Below are 16,557 nucleotides of genomic sequence, written 5' to 3'. Positions count from 1 at the left end.
ACTCCTAACTGCGGTAATCAGCGTTAATCTTAATGTAATCTTCCGTAATGTCACAAGTCCAAACAGCTATTTGGCTCTTACCTAATCCTAAATCGATATCAATCGTTATTTCTTTTTCTGATAATATTTCAAAGGCTAAGGCTTCGTCAAAATCTAATCCTTGTCCGCCCTTACAAGTAAGTATTGAACCTTTTTTCGAGATAAATTGAATTTTGATTTTGCTCGGATCTAGGTAATTTGGCTGTGCTTGACCAATAGCTGATAATACACGTCCCCAGTTGGCATCTTGACCGTAAATTGCTGTTTTGACTAAGGAGGAAGTGGCAACTTGTTTAGCAATCCCCTCTGCATCAGAAAGGCTACTTGCACCTTTGACTGATACAGTTACGAATTTTGAAGCACCCTCCCCATCTGCTACAATTTCCTGTGCCATCATTTGGCATATTTCTGTTAATCTCTCTTGGAAGAGGAGAATATTTTGCTTAGTTGGGTTAACAGATATTTTATTGGTAGAAGCCAAAATTACAGAATCATTTGGGCTAGTATCTCCATCAACTGAAATTTTATTGAAAGTCTGTCTAACTGCTTCTTTTAGTAATTGCAATAAGGTTGCTTGCCCTAAATCTAAGTCGGTTACGATATATGACAGCATAGTGCCCATATTAGGGTGAATCATACCTGAACCTTTGGCAATTGCAGCTAAATGTACTGGTTTACCCTCTATTTCAAAAGCTATTGCTTTTTGTTTAATGGTAGTATCTGTTGTCATGATTGCTTCAGCTGCCTGAATAGAGTCTCCATCGGTTAGATTATGGCTTAAATGTGCTACCTTTTTATCAAAATTTGTTAGATCCATTGGCACACCGATTACACCAGTTGAGCAAATCAATACCTCATCAGGGTGAATAGCTAATTTATTCGCTAGTGTTTCAGCCATGATTTTGACATCCGCATCCCCTTTTTCTCCATTAAAGGTATTAGCGTTTCCTGAATTAGTCATAATTGCTTTGAATGTCGCTTGTTCATTTAAAAGTTTTTTATCATACTTGATATGATGAGATTCAATGGCATTCTTCGTAAAGACGCCTGCCATTGTTGCACCTTTAGGAAAATAAATAAGCGCCAAATCTTTGTTACGATGTTTAAAACCTGAATGTACTCCTGATACCCAGACATTGTCGATAGCACATAAACCTCCAGGGATTATTTGCTTCTCCAAAGAAGTAGGCGTACGTTCAACGGTAGTGATAGTTACATGATCTATTTGTGGCATATCTTGACTCCTTTCTTAAAGCGTTACGGGAAAATGGGCGCTTGGCTAAGACCAGTAGTTTGGTCAAGTCCAAACATTAAATTCATATTCTGAATTGCTTGTCCTGCTGACCCCTTCACCAGATTATCGATCACAGCAAAGATAACTAAACGATTAGTTCTTTTATCTATCTGCACTTGAATTTGAGTAAAATTACTAGCACGGACAGCCTTCATCTGTGGTAATTGATTTTTTTCTAAAATTTGGATAAAGTAGTTATCCTGATAATAATTTTTGTATATTTGTTGGACTTTGTCTTCTGAAACTTCTGAAGTTAAGTCTACATAAATAGTTGTATAAATCCCACGCTCAGTCGGCAATAAGTGTGGGGTAAATTGAACAGTTACCGGACTTTTTGTTATATGATTTAAAACTTGTTCAATTTCTGGGATATGACGGTGAGTTAGTGGGTTATAAGCATAAAAGTTATTCCCTAATTCTGTCAGTAGGTTGGCTGCTTTTGCTGACCTTCCAGCGCCTGATACACCTGTTTTGGCGTCAATAATAATCGAATTCTTCTGAATAAAATCAGCATCGATAATAGGTAGCAAAGCTAATAAGCTACAAGTTACAAAGCAACCTGGATTAGCGATTAAGTTTGCTTGTTGAATTTCTCTAGCATACAATTCTGGCAGTCCATAAACTGCTTGAGCTAGGAGTTCTGGTTCTGTTTGTTGAACACCGTAATATGCTTCATATACTTCTTTATCTTTAATTCGGAAGTCTGCCCCTAAATCTATCACTTTCACATCATAACCCTGTGCGGCGCTTGCAATTTCCATAGAAACACCATGTGGCAAGCATAAAAATAATACGTCTACTAAATCAAAAATATGGTTGGGGTCATAAGCTATGAAAGCTTGATCAATAAGTCCTTTAAAATGTGGATAGTAATCTTGAACCTTTGTCCCAACTTGATTTCTTGAGGTTAAACAAGTTAATTCTATATCCGGACGGGTAACCAGTAAACGAATAAGTTCTTCACCCGTATAACCGGTTGCACCGATAATACCTACTCTAATCATCTAATCACCACCTTTAATCGCTTGACTTGGCCAAAATAGATGCCCATTGGTAGCTGCCATGATTGCTTTAATTGAATGGAGTCGATTTTCTGCCTGTATAAACTGTTTAGCATAGTCTGCCTGGAAGACTTCATCGGTCACTTCCATTTCTTTATAGCCATATTGATCTAATACCTGTTGTCCATACGTTGTTTCTGCATCATGGAAGGCAGGTAGACAATGCAGGAAAATAAACTGATCTGATTCTACATGATCAATTAACTTTTGGTTAACTTGAAATGGCATTAATTGTTGAATACGTTCTTCAAAACTGGCTTCTTCTCCCATAGATACCCACACATCCGTATAAATAACCGTAGCTGATTTAACTGCTGCATAAGGATCATTTGTAACTATTATTTTAGTTTGCGTCGTCTTCGCTATATCTTCTGCCGCCTTTAAAATCATTTGATCAGGTTCTAATTCTGGACTAGTTGCAATCGTTATGTCCACGCCTAATTTTGCACCGGCAATCATTAGAGAGTTCGCCATATTATTACGACCATCACCTAGATAAACCAAATGCTGCTCTTTTAAAGTGCCAAATATTTCTTTTATCGTCATAAAATCTGCGATCATTTGCGTTGGATGCCAAGAATTAGTTAACCCATTCCAAACTGGCACACCAGCATGCGCCCCTAATAGTTCAACTGCTTCTTGGTCAAACCCACGATATTCGATGCCATCGAACATTGAACCTAACACTTTTGCCGTATCAATGACTGATTCTTTTTTGCCAAGTTGAATATCATTAGCCCCAAGATATTCGGGATGTCCACCTAAGTCATTTACCGCAACGGTAAAGGCTGCACGTGTACGAGTGGATGATTTCTCAAATAAAAGTGCGATATTTTGACCTTTTAAATATTCATGAGGAATATTGGCTTGCTTTAAATGCTTCAAATGTAAGGCGAAATCAATCAAAAATTCAATTTCTTGACTAGTGTAATCTAATAATTTTAAAAAGTTTTTATTTTGTAAATTCATTTTCTTACCACCTTTTACGCTGTAATCATTGTACCGAGGCCATTTTTAGTAAAAAGTTCTAAAATAATAGCATGAGGAATAGTGCCGTCAATAATTTGACATGAGTGAACGCCAGATTGAATTGCACTAAGACAATTTTTTACCTTAGGAATCATACCTCCAGTAATTACTTCATTTTCAATTGCTATTTGAATTTCTTTAGCGGACATTTCTGAATATAAGCTAGTGGGATCAGCTGGATCCTCATATATGCCATTAATATCCGTTAGATAGATCATTTTCTCTGCTTTTAAAGCTGAGGCAATTGCGGCTGCAGCTTCATCAGAATTGATATTCAAGCTCTCCCCCTGAGGTCCATAAGCAATCGGTGAAATAACAGGTAATATATTATCTGCAAGCATTTGATGCAGATATGCTGTATTTACTTTGGTAACTTCTCCCACCAACCCCAACGCTTCATCTTTCTTCACTGCCTCCATTACCTTATTGTCCTTACCTGATATTGAAATAGCAGCAATCCCTTCTTCATTTAGCATAGTTGTCAAATTTGGTGAAATCAACCCTGTTAATACCATCTCCACTGTCCGCATCACATCATGAGAAGTCACTCGCAAACCATTCATAAATTGCGGTTCAACTGCCTGTAACTCAAGCATCCGGTTAATTTCAGGTCCACCACCATGCACAATAATTGGTTTCATACCCACATAAGATAGCCAAGCAATATCTGAAATTACTCGCTGACGAATTTCTTCAGAAACCATTGCATGCCCACCATATTTAATGACTATAATTTTTTGATAAAAATCTTTTATATAGGCCAACGAATCAATTAAAATATTAGCCTTTTCAATATCTTGCTTACTAATTTCTATCACTTTTATCCCCCTCCTAATAAAAAATACCCCTATATCTGCTTATTGCAAATATAGAGGCGTTTAACCGCGATACCACTCTACTTAGCCTTTTCACAACTACTTGAAAAAGACTATCTCTTATCCTAACGTGGATATTACGTCCTTGTTCAGTTTAACCCTTACAAGAAATCTATAAAGCACGATTCATTTGGTTAATATCAGTAGTCTCACACCGTCACTACCTCGCTAAGTATATACCGCAAATTACTAACTTTATCTTTGATTCAATTATATAAAAAAAGCCCCGTCCCATGTTCAAATAGAACATAGAGACGAGGCTTATCCGTGGTACCACTCTAGTTAATTCAAATCGAATTCACTCATTTTTGTTAACGCTGCATCAGCGAAATTGACTACTTGTCATTCACCAATTTATCCATGAAGTGCGGTTCAGCAACCTTATCATATTAGGCTTCCACTCTATCCTAATTCGCTGTAAATCCAATAGTTACCTACTCTCTCCATACTTGATTTTAAATATTTCTATTATTCTATTAGAAAATAATGATAATGTCAATTAAATTTTAATCCTTTTTTAAATATGGTGATATATATTTTATAACACAACCTTGTAGATATTAGACTAATTGAAAGCAACTAGCTTTTTTCTTCTAAAGCCGTAGCATAAGCTTTAAAAGTATCTAAATGGGTAAAAAGTGGTACAAGGTGACTAATAGCTGCCATTCTAGTAGATAAACCTCTTTCGTAACCAGGTACATTACCTGTGGTATCTACTACGATTTGCCCCTTATCTTGAATGATAAACTGGTCTAAATCTTCAGTATTCTTAAAGCTAGTAAAGACCTCAGATATTATTTCTTTTGAACTATCATTAATATTTACTACTATTTCGTAACCAGCTTTATATAGATTTTTTAAACTATTTTGAATTTCTTCTAATTCATTTTCGAATATATTGAAAACGATAGTGCCTTTTTTGATTAAAGGAATATTCGCTCCCTCAAAAGCGTTTTGTAAAGCACTAGCATAAGTTTTTCCAGTACCCATCACTTCACCAGTAGATTTCATTTCTGGACTTACAGCAGGATCAACACCATTTAACTTAGTAAAAGAGAATACGGGTGCTTTTACATGTACCTCATCTCCAGTATAGTCATATAAACCAGTTCCCAATCCTTGGGCTTTTAAGCTAGTTCCCATAATCACGTTAGTAGCAATTTGTGCAATCTCAATATCAGTCACTTTAGATAGGAAAGGCAAAGTTCTGCTTGCTCTCGGATTCACTTCGATTACAAAAACTTCTTCATTCTCTACGATAAATTGAATATTTACCATTCCAATAGTTCCTAAGCCATTACCAATTTTAACTGTTTCTTCTATAACCTGATCAATCACTGGTTGAGACAATCTTTGTGTCGGGAATACGGCCATAGAATCCCCAGAGTGAACACCAGCAGCTTCAATATGTTCCATAATTCCTGGGATAAAGACATCTTGTCCGTCACAAATAGCGTCCACTTCAACTTCTATTCCTTGCACATAATGGTCAATTAAAATTGGTGCTTCACGGTTTAATTTTTTACTTTCAACCAAAGCATCATTAATATATTTAGTTAAATCTTCTTGATTATAAACTACTTCCATTCCTCTACCACCTAAGACAAAAGAAGGTCTAACTAAAACTGGATAGCCACCTATTTTTTCAGGTATTGCAAGAGCCTCTTCTAAATTCAAAGCTGTATCTCCTTTTGGTTGTGCAATTCCTAATTGTTTTAAGGCCTGTTCAAATAGTTTTCTATCCTCTGCACGATTCATATCTTCAACTGATGTCCCAAGAATTTGAACACCTGCTTGAGTTAAATCATTGGCCAAGTTAATTGCTGTTTGGCCACCAAATTGAATCATCACACCTACCGGTTGTTCACGTTCAATAATTGCCATAACATTTTCAAAAGTAACGGGTTCAAAGAATAATTTGTCAGATATCGAAAAGTCTGTAGAAACTGTTTCTGGATTAGAATTGATGATTAGCGCTTCATACCCAGCCTTTTGTAATGCTTTAACACAATGTACTGTCGCATAATCAAATTCGATTCCTTGACCTATTCGAATTGGACCAGATCCTAAAACTAAGACAGATTGCTTATCTGTAGTCGTTTTTGGCTTGTTTTCTCCGTTATAAGAAGTGAAGTAGTAACCAGATTCACCATAATCTCCCATTCCCCAAATTGTAACCGGAATAAAGTTTGGCGTGATGCCATTGGATTCTCTAAGGTCCTTCACTTCGCTAGCAGTTAAGCCAGCAATTTCTGCAATTGTTTGATCATCAAAGCCATTCTTTTTCGCCTCTCTTACTATTTCAAAGTTTTGAGGTTGATCTTTGATAGCTTTTTCGATGTCTACGATATGTTTGATAGCTTGAAGGAATAATGGACGAATTTTAGTTAATTCATATGCCTCTTCAACTTTCATACCGCGACGAATTGCTTCAGCTAGATAGAATATCCGATCGTCTTTTACCTCTACTAGCTCTTTCATAATCTTTTCATCTGAAGCGTTACTAGCATCCACATCAAATAAATGAGCATGGCCATTATCCAATGATTGAATAGATTTTAGTAAAGATTCTTCAATTGATTGCCCAAGTGACATGACTTCACCTGTAGCCTTCATTTGCGTCGTCAAGCTTCTATCGGCATGTTTAAATTTATCATTAGAAAAACGCGGTACCTTTGCAACAGTATAAGTGATATCTTTTGGATCATAGTCAGAAAAATGCGTCTTCGTGTAAGGGTTATACAACTCATTAAAGCAGTAACCTACTGCGATTTTGGCTGCTACACGAGCGATAGGGAATCCTGTTGCTTTTGAAGCTAGAGCTGAAGAACGCGAGACACGTGGATTTACTTCGATAATATAGTATTCATTACTATCAGGTTTTAGAGCCAATTGCACATTACAACCACCCTCAATTTCTAAAGCTTGAATAATTTTAAGTGCAACTTCAGCTAGCAAATCATTCTGTTCATCGTTAAGAGATTGATTAGGGGCAAATACAATTGAATCACCCGTATGAACACCTACTGGATCGAAATTCTCCATAGATGTAATTACTTTGGCTTCTCCCGAACTATCTCGCATTACTTCGTATTCTATTTCCTGGTAACCAGCAATAGATTTCTCAATTAGACATTGGCTTACCGGTGATAACGTCAAACCATTTTTAACAATCTGTTCAAGTGAATCTTGATCTTCACAAATACCACCGCCTGATCCACCCATTGTAAAAGCTGGGCGTACAATGATAGGGTAGCCAATAGAATTGGCAAAATCGATTGCTTCATCAACTGTGTGCACAATGGTTGAATCAGGAACTGGTTGACCAATTGACGTCATCAAGTTTTTAAATAATTCTCGATCCTCAGCTTGATCAATCGCTTCTAGGTTGGTCCCTATTAATTCAATACCTAGTTCTTCTAAAATTCCAGAAGCATCCAATGTCAAAGCCATATTTAAACCCGTTTGACCACCTAACGAGGGTAAAATTGCGTCTGGCTTTTCATCATAAAGGATCTTAGAAACCATTTCTTCAGTAATCGGCTCGATATATATTTTGTCTGCTATTTTTCGATCAGTCATTATGGTCGCTGGATTCGAATTAATCAGAACAACTTCGTAGCCTTCTTCTTTTAAAGCAAGACAAGCTTGGGTTCCAGCATAGTCAAATTCGGCAGCTTGTCCAATAACAATTGGACCTGATCCGATAACTAGAATTTTGTGAATATCTGTTCTCTTTGGCATATTTTTTCCCCTTTTCTAATGGCCTACCGATTGCATAACAAATCCACCAATTTCCCTAAATCGCTTAGTTCCAAATAAATGTCTGAAACTAAGGATTTATTAGAAATTAGATGCTGATTGGCTTATTAAAAAAATATCTTCACGTGCTTTCATAAGCAGTTCAGTGTAATTCTTGGTCAGTCGACTCTATACACGTTTGTGAAGTAGTTTTTCCTCTGATGTACTTTACGCTATGTTGAATTATAGGTCAAACAGAAAATGAAAAAAAATATATATTTCTCATTTATTCACAACTATTTTATTATCAAAAAACCATTTATTACTATATATGTAATAAATTAGTAACTGATATCTCCTAACAGTATTCAAATATATATAATACAATTTTTGTATTTTATATGGCCATTATTTTATTTTTTTACTAGATGGCAGAACTTTATCAAGCATACTAGTAGATAAAAACGAATACGCTATAAGCGCTACCCATTAGAGCTAAACTACAATTCACTATCTAAGAACATAGATAAAATCTGAATACATTCGATAACCATTTACTGATGTCAATAAATTTCTCTAGTAAACAAAAAAGAGGCTACGACAAAAATATCTCAGCCTCTCTTTGCTATATAAAAGATGTTTATAATCGGGTTTCAAAAGTCAGCCTTGTCCGATACTACCCAAAATACGCCAATCACATTTCGTTATTCTTCGGCTGTTGGTCTAGTACGTCAACGCTAAACGACTTTTGTCTCATCTTCTCTAATATATTTATTCTAAGAAATCTTTCAATTGTTTTGAACGAGATGGGTGGCGTAACTTTCTCAAAGCTTTCGCTTCAATTTGACGAATTCGTTCACGAGTAACACCAAATTGTTGCCCAACTTGCTCTAATGTCTTCGATTGACCATCTTCTAATCCAAAACGTAAACGCAACACATTTTCTTCACGATCTGTCAGAGTATCTAGTACTTCGTTTAATTGTTCTTTCAATAATTCAGCAGAAGTATAGTCAGCTGGGCTTGTAGCATCAAGGTCCTCAATGAAATCTCCTAAATGAGAATCATCTTCTTCACCAATTGGTGTTTCAAGTGACACTGGCTCTTGCGCTATTTTAAGAATATCACGTACTTTTTCAGTTGGTAAGTCCATTTCAGCCCCAATTTCTTCTGGGGTTGGTTCGCGGCCAAGGTCTTGTAATAGTTGGCGTTGAATACGAACTAACTTGTTAATCGTTTCGACCATATGTACTGGAATACGGATTGTACGTGCTTGGTCAGCGATGGCACGAGTAATTGCTTGTCGAATCCACCACGTAGCATATGTAGAAAACTTGAATCCTTTATGATAATCAAATTTCTCAACAGCTTTCATCAGACCCATATTTCCTTCTTGAATTAAATCTAAGAAAGACATACCACGTCCTACATAACGTTTTGCAATAGACACAACTAAACGTAAGTTTGCTTCCGCTAATTCTTGTTTAGCTATTGGATCCCCTTGCTCAATACGTTGTGCTAAGGAAACCTCTTCGTCAGCCGTTAATAATTCAACACGACCAATTTCTTTCAAATACATTCTAACTGGATCATTGATTTTAACATCAGAAGCAACAGAAGTAGGATCTACCTCTTCTTTTTTCACTTTTTCAGCTTCCTTGTCGGCTTCTTTGTCCATTTGGCGCATTGTTGGTTCGCCATTTTCATCCACAACTGCAATACCTTGATCTTCGAATTTCTCAATCAGGCTATCCATTTCTTTATCATCCAATTCGAAAGGTTGTGCGATTTTATCGCTTAAATCAGTATACTGAATTGTACCAAAAATTTTCTTCTCAGCTATTAATTGTTTGGTAGCTTGGTTAAGTGTGATACCATCCACTTTTTTCTTTGCCATTCAATTCGCTCCTAACATAAATCAAAAATTAGCATCATTAAATTAACTATTACGATTTTTTAGTTGTTTCAATAAATCAATTTTTTTCTTGATCAAAATACCAATTTGTGCAAAATCATCTACGGATTTTGCATAAGCAATTTCATCATCTAAAGTTTGCATCTTTTGTTCTATACTCCCTTTAGTTTGTATATTATAAATAAGGTCTTCCACTTCACCTTCACCAATATCAGGGGCGACTTCTAAGTTCAATACTTCAGCAACCAAACGTTGCTCTTCAGCGCCTGTTAAAGCTTGTAAGAAGTCTCCTGGATCTATTTCACCATCTATGTTTTGTTTCCTATCCCTATAGTCTGACAGTAGCATATAGACCGTTTCAACTTCACTAGATTGGAAATGAAAATCCTTATTCGCTATGAGTAACCATGTCTCACTATTATAGAGTAAACGATACAACAATAGCAATTCACTTTTTTCAAGTTGTGTCTTTTTCTGACCTCTTGTAACTCCAACCTCAGGCACTGCTAGGTTACCATCATTAAAATACTGAGATGACCTATGGCCCTGTTCCTGATATGATTGATAATTCTGTTTATTTGAAGTATAACTCTCTAATTGTTGCAAGAGTGTATCTTTAGATACACCCGTATCTTCAGAAATTTCACTGATATAAATATCTCGCTCAATCGCTTGCTGTGTTTTTGCAATCGCCTCAAGCATCACATTTATAAACTGAATCTTTCCATTGTCCGTTTCAAGAGAAAACTTCTTCCGATAGAAGTTTCTCATAAAATGTATCGGACTCATTCTTTTATTTATAACAAAATTGGCATACTTCTCGCCACCATATTTTTGTATAAATTCGTCTGGATCTAAATTCTGTTCAAAAGATAGCACATTTATTTTCAATCGATTACTTTGATCTTGAATCAAATTGATCGCTCGTAACGTTGCTTTTTGACCTGGAGTATCTCCATCATAAGCAATTAAGATTTGTTTGCTTGCCTTTTCAATCACTCTAATTTGATTACTAGTTAAACTTGTTCCCATAGAGGCAACACCGTTTCCTATACCCTCATTATGAGAAGCAATTACATCCATAAAACCTTCAAACAATACAAGTTCTTTGGCTCGTCTAGCTTCACTTTGAGCTAAATCAAGATTAAATAGGAAAGTATTCTTTTCAAAAATTTCTGTCTCAGGACTATTTAAATATTTAGCAGCATCAGGATAGTTCTTTTGATGCATCGACCCAGGTAAAATCCGCCCAGAGAAACCCACAGTCTTACTTATTACATCTCTTAGTGGAAACATAATTCTACCAGCAAACCGATCTTTTAAACGATCTTGATCCCCTACAAAAATGCCAGACAGTTGTAATTCTTCAACCGTAAATTCTTTATTTAAAAGGTGCTGAGCTGCTAACCTACCATCTTCAGGTGCAATACCTATTTGATAGGTTTCTAGTGTTTCTTTACGCAATCCTCGATCATATAGATATTGCAATCCTAGATTTCCATTTTCAGTATTCATCAATAAATAGTGATAAAATTGCCTTAATTCTTCATGAATTTGAATTAACCGATTCTGTGTATTACTATAGTTGTTTGTCTGCTGTCCATCTTCTAGAGCAGACCAGTCGAAAGAGACTGAAACATTTCCAAGTTCTGTTACTTTCTGAACAGCTTGTGGGAATGTATAGCCTTCAATTTCTTCCATAAAACGAAAAACATTACCCCCTCGACCACATGAAAAACAGTGAAAAATCTGTTTTTCTTCATTTACTGTGAACGAAGGCGTACGTTCTTCATGAAATGGACAATGACCAAAATAGTTACGGCCTCTTTTTTGTAAGTCAACAAACTGACTAGTTATATCAAGGATATTTACATTGTTTTTGACTTCATTAATGACTTCCTCTGGAATAAAATTCGCCAATTGACCACCTACTTTTGCCGGCAAAAACTCACAATAAATATAGCGGAAACCAAATCAAAATGCAATCGATATGGACATATTATTTGAATAATTATTCTTCAAGTTCAAATTCGCCATCTAAAACAGCTTGAATGATTTCCCAAGCTTCGTCTCTACCATTTTTTGTTTCAGCTGAAAATGGTAAAATTTGATCAATTGATTCTAATCCTAATGTTTTATAAATATCACTTAGGTGTTTATTCCATTGACTTTTCTTAATTTTGTCACTTTTTGTTGCGATAACAAAATAAGGTACGCCATGGTAATCCATGAATTCTTTCATTTGAATATCATCTTTGGTTGGTTTATGGCGAAAGTCCACTACAAGAAGTGCTAAAACTAGGTTTTCACGGGTAGTAAAATATGTTTCTAACATCTCGCCCCATTTTGCTTTTTCAGTTTTACTCACTCTAGCGTATCCATATCCAGGAACGTCTACAAAATAGAACAAATCTTCAATTTGATAGTAATTTAACTGTTGTGTTTTTCCAGGCTTACTTGATGTTCTAGCCAATTTTTTTCGATTAATCATCGTATTGATAAATGAACTTTTTCCAACATTTGACCGTCCCGCTAAAGCAATCTCAGGTATTGTAGAAGCTGGATACTGCTCTGGCCTTACGGCTGAGATTAGAAATTCAACATTATGCACGTCCATGAAAATCTCCTTTCTGACACAAAAAGGAAAGACTAAAGCCAGTCTTTCCCATTGTATTTCATACATTGCAACGCTTAGACTTATTTAAGCGATTTTTTTGCCTTCTAAATCAAATAAATCCGGTTCAATATCATCATTAATGACCGAAGCTGTAATCGTCACTTTTGAGACGTCATCACGAGATGGAATCTCAAACATAATTTCTAACATTGCTTCTTCAATAATTGAACGGAGACCACGGGCTCCTGTTTTACGGTCTAAAGCCTTCTGTGCTATCGCATCAAGCGCTTCATCAGTAAATGTAAGTTCAACATCATCCATCTTTAACAATTGCTGATATTGCTTTACTAAAGCATTTCTTGGTTTTGTTAAAATATGAACTAAATCTTCTTTGGTTAACTTATTTAAGTTAGCCATAATTGGTAAACGACCAATAAATTCAGGAATTAATCCAAATGTTTGTAAATCTTGAGGAATAGCCTGTTGCATAATCGCATCATTATCATTTAAAATCTGATTCTTTGAACTATTACCAAAACCGATCACTTTTTCCCCGAGGCGTTCTTTAATAATTGGTTCAATACCGTCAAAGGCACCACCTACAATAAAGAGTATATCGGTTGTATCTACTTGAATCAATTCTTGATGTGGATGTTTACGCCCACCTTGTGGCGGAATGTTTGCTTCAGTTCCTTCTAAAATTTTCAGTAACGCCTGTTGAACACCTTCACCAGAGACATCACGTGTAATGGAAACATTTTCTGATTTACGCGCAATCTTATCAATCTCATCAACATATATAATCCCTTTTTGGGCACGCTCCACGTCAAAATCAGCAGCCTGTACTAATTTGACTAAGATATTTTCAACATCTTCCCCAACATAACCCGCTTCTGTCAATGTCGTTGCATCCGCAATCGCAAATGGCACGTCCAAAATACGCGCTAACGTTTGAGCTAAGTATGTTTTTCCTGAACCAGTTGGTCCCATTAATAGAATATTACTCTTTTGAAGAGAAATGTCATCATCAGCAGCTTCGTTGTTAGAAGAAATACGTTTGTAATGGTTATATACTGCTACTGACAAAGTCTTTTTGGCTTGATCCTGGCCAATAACATAATCATCTAAGATGGAACGAATTTCAGTTGGTTTTGGTGGTTCAACCATTGTATAAGATTCTTGTCGTTCTTGGCTAACTTCTTCATCAATAATTTCCTGACACAGTGCTACACATTCATTACAGATATAAACACCCGGTCCAGCGATGATTTTGTCTACCTCATCTTGTGATTTTCCACAAAAAGAACAGTGAATCGTTGTTTGTTCATCATCATTATACATGCTATCCGTTCTCCTTTCCCTTTTTACATCATCTTATTGTGCCAAATTCTTGACTTTAAGTCAATTTAAATGTCTTCATTTTATATGTTTTAGGTCTATTGTATATCATATATGATAAGTCTAAAAATGTAACCAGTTTATCGTTCGGGAATTCTTTTAAATTACTAGTATTTTACTAGTCAATATTTTATAATGATTAGCAGTGCAAAAATTTGAATAAAAATAAGAAAAGGAGATCACTATGAGTATTATTCGCGGAATTATCGGTCTAATTGTCATTGGACTTATTGCTTTATTACTTAGTAAAGACCGTAAGAACGCCCGTATTAAACAAGTAGGCATTTTATTGATTATTATGTTTGTTTTAGCCTTCGTTGGTTTAAGAACAAGCTTTGGGATCGCAATTTTGGAAGGTATATCAGAGTTCTTTAACTGGTTAATCTTACAAGCAAATGGTGGTACCGAATTTGTTTTTGGTGAGGGATCCACAGGATATGGTATTTTCTTCCTAAACGTTTTAATGCCAATCGTATTTATTTCTGGTTTGATTGGTATCCTTCAATATATTAACGTCCTACCATTTATCGCTAAATTCTTAGGTAAAGCCCTTAATAAGGTGACTGGTATGGGGGAAAATGAATCATATATTGCTATCATGATGGCCATGCTTGGCCAATCAAACGGTTTCATTACAATTAAGCGCTACATTGATAAATTCTCGCCCGAACAAATATTTACATTTGCGTTAATGGGGTTATCTTGTGTATCTGCTACGACTATTGCTTCTTATATGCAAATGGTTGATGGTAAATTTGTAGTAGTAGCCATTCTTTTAAATGTCTTTGCCGCTTTCGTCATCGTCTCATTGATGACACCATATAATCCACAAACTCTTCAGGTAGATTTTAACCCTATTGAAGAAGCTAAGGAAAATGAAGGTATTGAAGAAGAAAACTTTTTCTCCGTATTGAGCGACTACATCTCTAGTGGTTTCCAAATTGCTTTAGCAATTGCTGGATCATTAATTGGTTTTACAGCTTTAATTACCTTCCTTAATTCATTAGCTAGTTTGGTATTTGGCATAGATTTCTTTACTATCCTTGGTTACGTTTTCTCCCCCCTTGCATATATAATGGGTGTTCCAAGTACGGATATCGTAAGCGCTGGTTCTATCATGGCTTCCAAATTATTAACCAATGAATTTGTCGCCTTAGGTGAAGTTCAAGCGGTTGCAGGACAAATAACAGAGAAAACAATGGCAATGATGTCAACTTATGTTATCTCATTTTCAAATATCGCAACTGTCGGCATGATTATTGCTTCTGTAAAAATTATGTCAACTAAACAGGCCAAAGTTATCGCAAACAATACATGGCGTTTAATCATTGCATCAGTCTTAGTATCTATGATTTCAGCAACAATAGTTGGTTTCTTCTTCTAATTTAGAAAGCTGGTTCATCAATCCATTTTAATAAACTTGTATAAGGCATTGTCTTTCTTCTATCAATTTGAAAGCCAATGCCTTATACTTTACTTAGGATAAGATATTAAAATATCCAACTTTTTAGGGGGTTTAAATATGAAATTAATCTTAGATTTTGATACGGGTATTGATGATGCAATGGCTATTGCACTTGCTTTGGGCGAAGAAGATGCAGAAGTAATCGGTATTACATCTGTATTTGGAAATGCTGAAGTTGACAAGTGTGTCCACAATGCCTCAGCGGTATTAAAATTATTGGACCGCGAAGACATTCCGGTTTTCCGAGGCGCTGCCCACAAGATTGGCGCAAGTGAAGATTATATCCAAGAAAAAGCATCTGGTATCTTTCATGGGCTAAATGGCCTAGGGAATATTGAATTACCTGCTGGCAATAATATCTCTGATCAAGGTGCTATCGATTTTATTATTGAGTCTGCAAACAAATACGGTGAAGAATTAGTCTTAGTAACAACAGGACCTTTAACAAATGCTGCATTAGCAATTCAAAAGGATCTACCTGCTATGCAAAAAATTAAAGGTATTGTATCAATGGGCGGTGCGCTAACTGTACCAGGAAATGTTAGCCCCTTTGCTGAAGCAAACTTCTGGAAAGACTCTGAAGCAAATAATATTGTTTTCGATTCTGGATTGCCTATTAAAGTGATTGGTTTAGATGTTACTTTACGAACGCTAATCACCGACACTGATATTGCACCTTGGTTAGAAATGTCTGAAGCTGCCCAAGTTTTCCATGAAATTGTCACTTACTACTTTAAAGCTTACGCTAATTCATATGAAGACCTTACAGGTTGTGCATTACATGACCCATTGGCTGTCTCTGTTGCACTTAACAGCGACTGGGTGACTGGTGAAACATTCCGCATCAAGAGCTTATACGGCGAGCAAGAGGGGCGCTTAGTTCAAGATCAATCAGCATTAAATCGTAACGAAAAACCAAATGTATTTGTTGCGCTAGGTGTTGACGCAGAAAAATACAACAAACATTTCTTAGATACTATCAAAAAAGCATTTTAATAGTTAGCGCGTAAAAAAACCGAGCACAGGCTCGGTTTTTTTCTACATATGGGAAAGCCAGTAACTCACTGGCTTTTATGTTCGAATAATCTTAAAGGTTCTATGATAAATAGTGTTGGTGGGAAATT

Annotated in this window: 11 protein-coding genes and 1 other annotated feature; of the genes, 2 read left to right on the top strand and 9 right to left on the bottom strand. The window is 35.9% G+C overall.

Annotated features, from left to right (window positions below; genetic code table 11):
• Window positions 1-4: 4 nt before the first annotated feature.
• From argJ to clpX, 9 genes are all read right to left on the bottom strand, one after another.
• Window positions 5-1,273, bottom strand: coding sequence for a bifunctional glutamate N-acetyltransferase/amino-acid acetyltransferase ArgJ (argJ, locus tag HMPREF3116_RS08295; protein ID WP_083272821.1), 1,269 nt, complete (start codon window positions 1,271-1,273; stop codon window positions 5-7).
• Between the two features lie 23 nt (window positions 1,274-1,296).
• Window positions 1,297-2,337, bottom strand: a complete 1,041-nt coding sequence (gene argC, locus HMPREF3116_RS08290; protein WP_070469136.1) for an N-acetyl-gamma-glutamyl-phosphate reductase — start codon at window positions 2,335-2,337, stop codon at window positions 1,297-1,299.
• A complete protein-coding gene (gene argF / locus HMPREF3116_RS08285; RefSeq protein WP_070469135.1) occupies window positions 2,338-3,363 on the bottom strand; it encodes an ornithine carbamoyltransferase in 1,026 nt (341 codons plus the stop codon).
• Window positions 3,364-3,377: 14 nt separating this feature from the next.
• Window positions 3,378-4,241 carry an acetylglutamate kinase gene (gene argB, locus HMPREF3116_RS08280; protein ID WP_070469134.1) on the bottom strand — a complete coding sequence of 288 codons (864 nt, stop codon included), beginning with the start codon at window positions 4,239-4,241 and terminating at the stop codon, window positions 3,378-3,380.
• A 304-nt stretch (window positions 4,242-4,545) separates the two neighbouring features.
• Window positions 4,546-4,757: a binding site (T-box leader), on the bottom strand.
• Window positions 4,758-4,877: 120 nt separating this feature from the next.
• Window positions 4,878-8,042: a carbamoyl-phosphate synthase large subunit gene (gene carB, locus HMPREF3116_RS08275; protein WP_070469133.1), complete on the bottom strand. Its 3,165-nt coding sequence runs from the start codon at window positions 8,040-8,042 to the stop codon at window positions 4,878-4,880.
• 768 nt (window positions 8,043-8,810) lie between these two features.
• Complete coding sequence (gene rpoD / locus HMPREF3116_RS08270; protein WP_070469132.1) at window positions 8,811-9,935, bottom strand: RNA polymerase sigma factor RpoD; 1,125 nt, start codon at window positions 9,933-9,935, stop codon at window positions 8,811-8,813.
• A gap of 42 nt (window positions 9,936-9,977) precedes the next feature.
• On the bottom strand, window positions 9,978-11,873 hold the full coding sequence (dnaG, locus tag HMPREF3116_RS08265) for a DNA primase (protein WP_246819083.1): 1,896 nt from the start codon (window positions 11,871-11,873) through the stop codon (window positions 9,978-9,980).
• 91 nt (window positions 11,874-11,964) lie between these two features.
• Complete coding sequence (gene yihA, locus HMPREF3116_RS08260; protein WP_070469130.1) at window positions 11,965-12,570, bottom strand: ribosome biogenesis GTP-binding protein YihA/YsxC; 606 nt, start codon at window positions 12,568-12,570, stop codon at window positions 11,965-11,967.
• 84 nt (window positions 12,571-12,654) lie between these two features.
• Window positions 12,655-13,911, bottom strand: a complete 1,257-nt coding sequence (gene clpX / locus HMPREF3116_RS08255; RefSeq protein WP_070469129.1) for an ATP-dependent Clp protease ATP-binding subunit ClpX — start codon at window positions 13,909-13,911, stop codon at window positions 12,655-12,657.
• A 241-nt stretch (window positions 13,912-14,152) separates the two neighbouring features.
• Between clpX and HMPREF3116_RS08250 the strand changes: the two genes are divergently transcribed.
• Entirely contained in the window at window positions 14,153-15,352 is a 1,200-nt protein-coding gene (locus HMPREF3116_RS08250; RefSeq protein WP_070469128.1) for a NupC/NupG family nucleoside CNT transporter, read from the top strand.
• Between the two features lie 138 nt (window positions 15,353-15,490).
• Complete coding sequence (locus tag HMPREF3116_RS08245; RefSeq protein WP_070469127.1) at window positions 15,491-16,429, top strand: nucleoside hydrolase; 939 nt, start codon at window positions 15,491-15,493, stop codon at window positions 16,427-16,429.
• Window positions 16,430-16,557: the final 128 nt, after the last annotated feature.

Origin of the sequence: Aerococcus sp. HMSC10H05 (genome assembly GCF_001806975.1) — a bacterium.
Classification (GTDB): Bacteria; Bacillota; Bacilli; order Lactobacillales; family Aerococcaceae; genus Aerococcus; species Aerococcus viridans_B.
The sequence above is the reverse complement of the archived record's forward strand: the minus strand, read 5'-3'. Positions and strand labels throughout refer to the sequence as shown.